Source organism: Roseomonas rosulenta (assembly GCF_016106005.1).
GTDB classification, from domain to species: Bacteria; Pseudomonadota; Alphaproteobacteria; order Acetobacterales; family Acetobacteraceae; genus Neoroseomonas; species Neoroseomonas rosulenta.
Map to the genome: position 1 here is coordinate 1 of NZ_JACADR010000319.1, position 4679 is coordinate 4679.

The window sequence follows — 4679 nt, forward strand, 5'->3', positions numbered from 1 at the left end:
CGCGGAGGCACCGGCGGCCTTGCCCTGCGGGCGCGCGGCGGCGCCGTCGTCAGGCATCGGTGCGGGCCGGCGGCGCGGTCATCCGCTTCACGCCTCCTTGTAGCGATATCCGATGCCGTAGAGCGTCTCGATCTGGTCGAACTCGCCGTCCACCTGACGGAACTTCTTGCGGATGCGCTTCACGTGGCTGTCGATGGTGCGGTCGTCCACGTAGATGTTTTCGCCATAGGCGGCGTCGATCAGCTGGTCGCGGTTCTTGACCATGCCGGGGCGAACGGCCAGCGCCTTGACCAGCAGGAATTCGGTGACCGTCAGCTGCACCTGGCCGCCCTTCCAGACGCAGGTGTGCTTGGTCTCGTCCAGCACCAGGTCGCCGCGGGCGATGACGCCGCCGGGGGGCGCGCCCGAGCCCTCGGCGCGGGAGACCTCGTTGCGGCGCAGCAGGGCGCGGATGCGCTCGAGCAGCAGGCGCTGGCTGAAGGGCTTGGTGATGTAGTCGTCCGCACCCAGGCGCAGGCCCATCAGCTCGTCGACCTCCTCGTCCTTCGAGGTCAGGAACACCACCGGCATGCTGGAGCGCTGGCGCAGGCGCTGCAGCAGCTCCATGCCGTCCATGCGCGGCATCTTGATGTCGAGCACCGCGAGGTCGGCGGGCTTGGACAGCAGGCCCTGCAGCGCGCTCTCGCCATCGGTGAAGGTGCGCACGGTGTAGCCCTCCTGCTCCAGCGTCATCTGCACGCTGGTCAGGATGTTGCGGTCGTCATCCACGAGGGCGATGGTCTGCGGCATTGGTCCTGTTCCGGGGTGTGGCGCGCCCGCCCGAGGTTGCGCGGCGCGGGGAGCGACGCCAGTTTCGCGGCCTATTGTGGCACGAGACGGGCCGGAGGGTGACATGGCGTCGGAACAGGGGATTCGCGAGGCCCGGGCGCTGATCCGCGGCGCGGGCGCGGCGACGCTGGCGAGTGCCGCGGGCGGGCAGCCCTTCGCCTCCCTGGTGACGCCGGCCCCGGCGCCGGACCTCTCGCCGCTGCTGTGGCTGTCGACCCTGTCGGAGCACACGCGCCACCTGGCGGCCGAGCCGCGCTGCGCCCTGTTGTTCACCGGCGCGGCGGAGGGCCCGAATCCGCAGACCGCCCCGCGCGTGACGGTCACGGGACTCGCGGAGCAGGTGCCCGAGGCGGAGGTCGCGCCGCTCAAGGCGCGCTGGCTGGCGCGCCACCCCTACGCGGCGCTCTATGCCGACTTCGCCGATTTCGGCCTGTGGCGCATCCGGATCGGCGGTGCGCTGCATGTCGGCGGCTTCGCCCGGGCCGAGCGGATCAAGGCCGCCGAACTCGCGCCGGACCCCGGGGCCGTGGCCGCGGTGCTGGCCGCCGAGCCGGACATCATCCAGCACGTGAATGATGATCATTCGGACGCCGTGGCGGCTATCGCGCAGGGCCTGCTCGGCGCGGGGCCGGGGGACTGGCGGCTGGTGGCGGTGGACGTGGACGGTTGCGATTTGTCGGAAGGTAACCGGACGGTTCGTCTTGCCTTCTTAAGCCCGGTAAGCGATGCGGACGCCGTACGCGCGGCGTTGATCCGCGCGGCTCGGGAGGGACGGGCGCGTTCCGGACAGGCTGGCTGAGGCGCGGCGGTCTTCGCCGCAATTCCGCCGCGGCCGTCGTGGACATGCCGCGGTCACCGAACTGCAACGCGACGTCCAGGAGAGTTGTCCCGCAATGTCTACCCCCGAGTCTGCCCTCGCCGGCACCGGTGTGCTCGCGCGCGGCGAAGTCCACGCGAACCTTGCGGCCCCTGCCCTGGTGCAGCAGGCGCTGCGCCGTGGCGAAGGGCGGCTCTCCGCCGATGGCGCCTTCATCGCGGTGACCGGCGCGCATACCGGCCGCTCCGTGCAGGACAAGTTCGTGGTGGACGAACCGGCCACCCGCGACGCGGTGTGGTGGGGTAAGATCAACCAGCCCCTGCCGCAGGAGAAGTTCACCGCGCTGGTCAGCAAGGTGCGCGCCTACCTCTCCCAGAAGCCCGAGCTCTTCACCCAGGACCTTCACGCCGGCGCCGACCCGGCGCACCGCATCCGCGTGCGGCTGGTGACCACCAGCGCCTGGCACGCGCTGTTCGCGCGCAACATGTTCATCCGCCCGGCGCGCGAGGCGCTGGCCGGCTTCGGCCCCGACTGGACGATCCTGCACGCCCCGGAATTCGAGGCCGATCCCGCGACCGATGGCTGCCGCAGCAGCACCGTGATCGCGCTGTCGCTGGCCACGCGCACCATCCTGATCGCCGGCACCTCCTATGCCGGGGAGATCAAGAAATCGATCTTCACCGTGATGAACTGGCTGCTGCCGGAGCGCGGCGTGCTGCCGATGCATTGCAGCGCCAATGTCGGCGCCAAGGGTGACGTGGCCCTGTTCTTTGGCCTGTCGGGCACTGGCAAGACGACCCTGTCCTCCGACCCCGAGCGCGCGCTGATTGGCGATGACGAGCACGGCTGGTCCGATGCCGGCGTCTTCAACTTCGAGGGCGGCTGCTACGCCAAGGTGATCCGCCTGAGCCGCGAGGCCGAGCCGCAGATCTGGGACGCCTCCCACCGCTTCGGCGCCGTGCTCGAGAACGTGGTGGCGGATGCCGATGGCCGCCTGGATCTCGACGACGGCTCGCTCACCGAGAACACGCGGTCCTGCTATCCGATCGACTACATCCCGAACGTGGTTTCCTCGGGCACCGCGGGCCTGCCGAAGAACGTAGTGATGCTGACGGCGGATGCCTTCGGCGTGCTGCCGCCGATCAGCAAGCTCTCGGCCGCGCAGGCGATGTACCACTTCCTGTCGGGCTACACCGCGCGCGTCGCCGGCACCGAGAAGGGCCTGGGCAAGGAGCCGCAGGCGACCTTCTCGACCTGCTTCGGCGCGCCCTTCCTGCCGCGGCACCCGGAAGTCTACGGGCGGATGCTGTCGGACCTCATCTCGAAGCACGGCGCCGATTGCTGGCTGGTCAATACAGGCTGGTCGGGGGGCGCCTATGGCACCGGCAAGCGCATGTCGATCCAGGTGACGCGGGCGCTGCTGCGCGCCGCGCTGGACGGCTCGCTGGCGCAGGCGGAATTCGTGGCCGATCCCTTCTTCGGCCTGATGATGCCCAAGGCCGTGCCGGGCATCGACCCGGCGGTGCTGAACCCGCGCGACACTTGGGCGGACAAGGCGGCCTACGACCGTACCGCCGCCAACCTGGTCGCGCTGTTCGAGAAGAACTTTGCCGGCTTCTCGGGCGGGGTCAGCGAGGACGTGCTGGCCGCGGCGATCCGCGCCGCGGCCTGATCAGCGCAGGAAGTCCAGCAGCAGCGCGACGGTTTCGGCCGGGCGTTCCTGCTGGACCCAGTGGCCGGCGCCCGGCACCAGGTGGGTGCCGCGCCAGTCCGCGGTCGCTTCCCGTTCCATCTTGGCCAGCGCGCCGGGCGCCTGCTGCACGCCCCAGTCGCGCGCGCCGCCAATGAAGGTTGCCGGCACCACGATGCGCGCGCCGGCGAAGGCCTCCATCTCGGCATTCGTGCCGGTGAAGCGCGTGCGGTACCAGTTCAGCCCGCCCTGGAAGCCGGTGCGGCCGTATTCCATGGCGTAGACGGACAGCTCGTCCTCGGTCAGCCAGGTGCAGGCGGCGATGGTCGCGGCATCGGGCATTTCGTGCGCGACGGTCTGCGGCATCGTCTCGTGCAGGTCCATCACGTAGTAGGTCGGCAGCTTCGCCAGTTCGCTCGCGGTCCAGCCGGCCAGCGGATAAACGTCGTTGCCCGCCCAGTCGCCCGACTTGTGGTGGTAGTAGGCGCGGATGAAGGCGGGCAGCCCCTGCGGCGAGGCCATCAGGTCGCCGTTCGCCGGCCGCGTCGCATAGTACCAGTGGTAGTGCTTGCGCGGGCGCGGCAGGGCGGCGAGGTCGGCGGCGATGTCGCGCGCCGGCGCGCGCAGGGAACTGCCCAGCGCCGGCGGGCCGGCGAAGGGCGCGCTCATCAGCGCCACGCGGCGGAACACGTCCGGGCGCACGAGTGCGCAATGGGCGGCGACCGGCGATCCGAAGTCATGCCCGATCACCGCATGCACCTGCGCCACGCCGAGCGCCTGCAGCAGTGACAGCTGGTCGCGGATCAGCGTGAACAGCGAGAAGTCGCGCAGGTCGGTGTCGTAGGCGTCGGACCAGCCCGTGGTGCGGCCGTAGCCGCGCTGGTCGGGGGCGATCACATGGTAGCCCGCCGCGGCCAGCGGGACCATCACGCGCCGCCAGGAATAGGCGAGTTCCGGGAAGCCATGCAGCAGCAGCAGGACCGGCCGGCCGGCCTCGCCGGCTTCCAGCAGGTGCATGGTCAGGCCGTTGATGCCCTCGATCCGGCGGCTACGAATGCCGACGGGCAGGGTGGGGTGGGTCAGCGGGTCCATGGGCGTTCCTCCAGTTGCCCGCCATCCGGCACGCGAAGCGCGGCGGGATCAAGCCGGGGGGGGCGCATCGGCGTTTCCGCCGCACCCGATCGTGGTCTATAGCCGCCGGATGGCCCGTGGCCCCTCGCATCGCGTCCTCCTGAACCTGGCGCTCGACAGCCTGCTGGCGCTCGCCGCCCTGCCGGCGGCGGTGTGGGCGGCCGCGCCCGGCGCCTGGCCGCCCGCCGCCTGGTGGGCGGGGGCGCTGCCGGG

Annotated in this window: 4 protein-coding genes; 2 read left to right on the forward strand and 2 right to left on the reverse strand. The window is 71.1% G+C overall.

The genetic code is table 11. The annotated features are described in order from the left end of the window. Positions 1 to 87: 87 nt before the first annotated feature. A complete protein-coding gene (locus HW578_RS23140) occupies positions 88 to 789 on the reverse strand; it encodes a response regulator transcription factor (RefSeq protein ID WP_198373071.1) in 702 nt (233 codons plus the stop codon). Positions 790 to 892: 103 nt separating this feature from the next. Between HW578_RS23140 and HW578_RS23145 the strand changes: the two genes are divergently transcribed. Both HW578_RS23145 and HW578_RS23150 read left to right on the forward strand, forming a co-directional pair. Beyond that, positions 893 to 1627 carry a HugZ family pyridoxamine 5'-phosphate oxidase gene (locus HW578_RS23145; RefSeq protein ID WP_198373072.1) on the forward strand — a complete coding sequence of 245 codons (735 nt, stop codon included), beginning with the start codon at positions 893 to 895 and terminating at the stop codon, positions 1625 to 1627. A gap of 94 nt (positions 1628 to 1721) precedes the next feature. Further along, complete coding sequence (locus tag HW578_RS23150; protein ID WP_198373073.1) at positions 1722 to 3317, forward strand: phosphoenolpyruvate carboxykinase; 1596 nt, start codon at positions 1722 to 1724, stop codon at positions 3315 to 3317. Here HW578_RS23150 and HW578_RS23155 read toward each other — a convergent pair whose 3' ends face one another. Beyond that, entirely contained in the window at positions 3318 to 4427 is a 1110-nt protein-coding gene (locus tag HW578_RS23155) for an alpha/beta fold hydrolase (protein WP_198373074.1), read from the reverse strand. Positions 4428 to 4679: the final 252 nt, after the last annotated feature.

Excerpts from the sequence above, each read along its gene's own strand:
- HW578_RS23140 (WP_198373071.1), bottom strand. The coding sequence starts at position 789 with ATGCCGCAGACCATCGCCCTCGTGGATGACGACCGCAACATCCTGACC.
- HW578_RS23145 (WP_198373072.1), top strand. The coding sequence starts at position 893 with ATGGCGTCGGAACAGGGGATTCGCGAGGCCCGGGCGCTGATCCGCGGC.
- HW578_RS23150 (WP_198373073.1), top strand. The coding sequence starts at position 1,722 with ATGTCTACCCCCGAGTCTGCCCTCGCCGGCACCGGTGTGCTCGCGCGC.
- HW578_RS23155 (WP_198373074.1), bottom strand. The coding sequence starts at position 4,427 with ATGGACCCGCTGACCCACCCCACCCTGCCCGTCGGCATTCGTAGCCGC.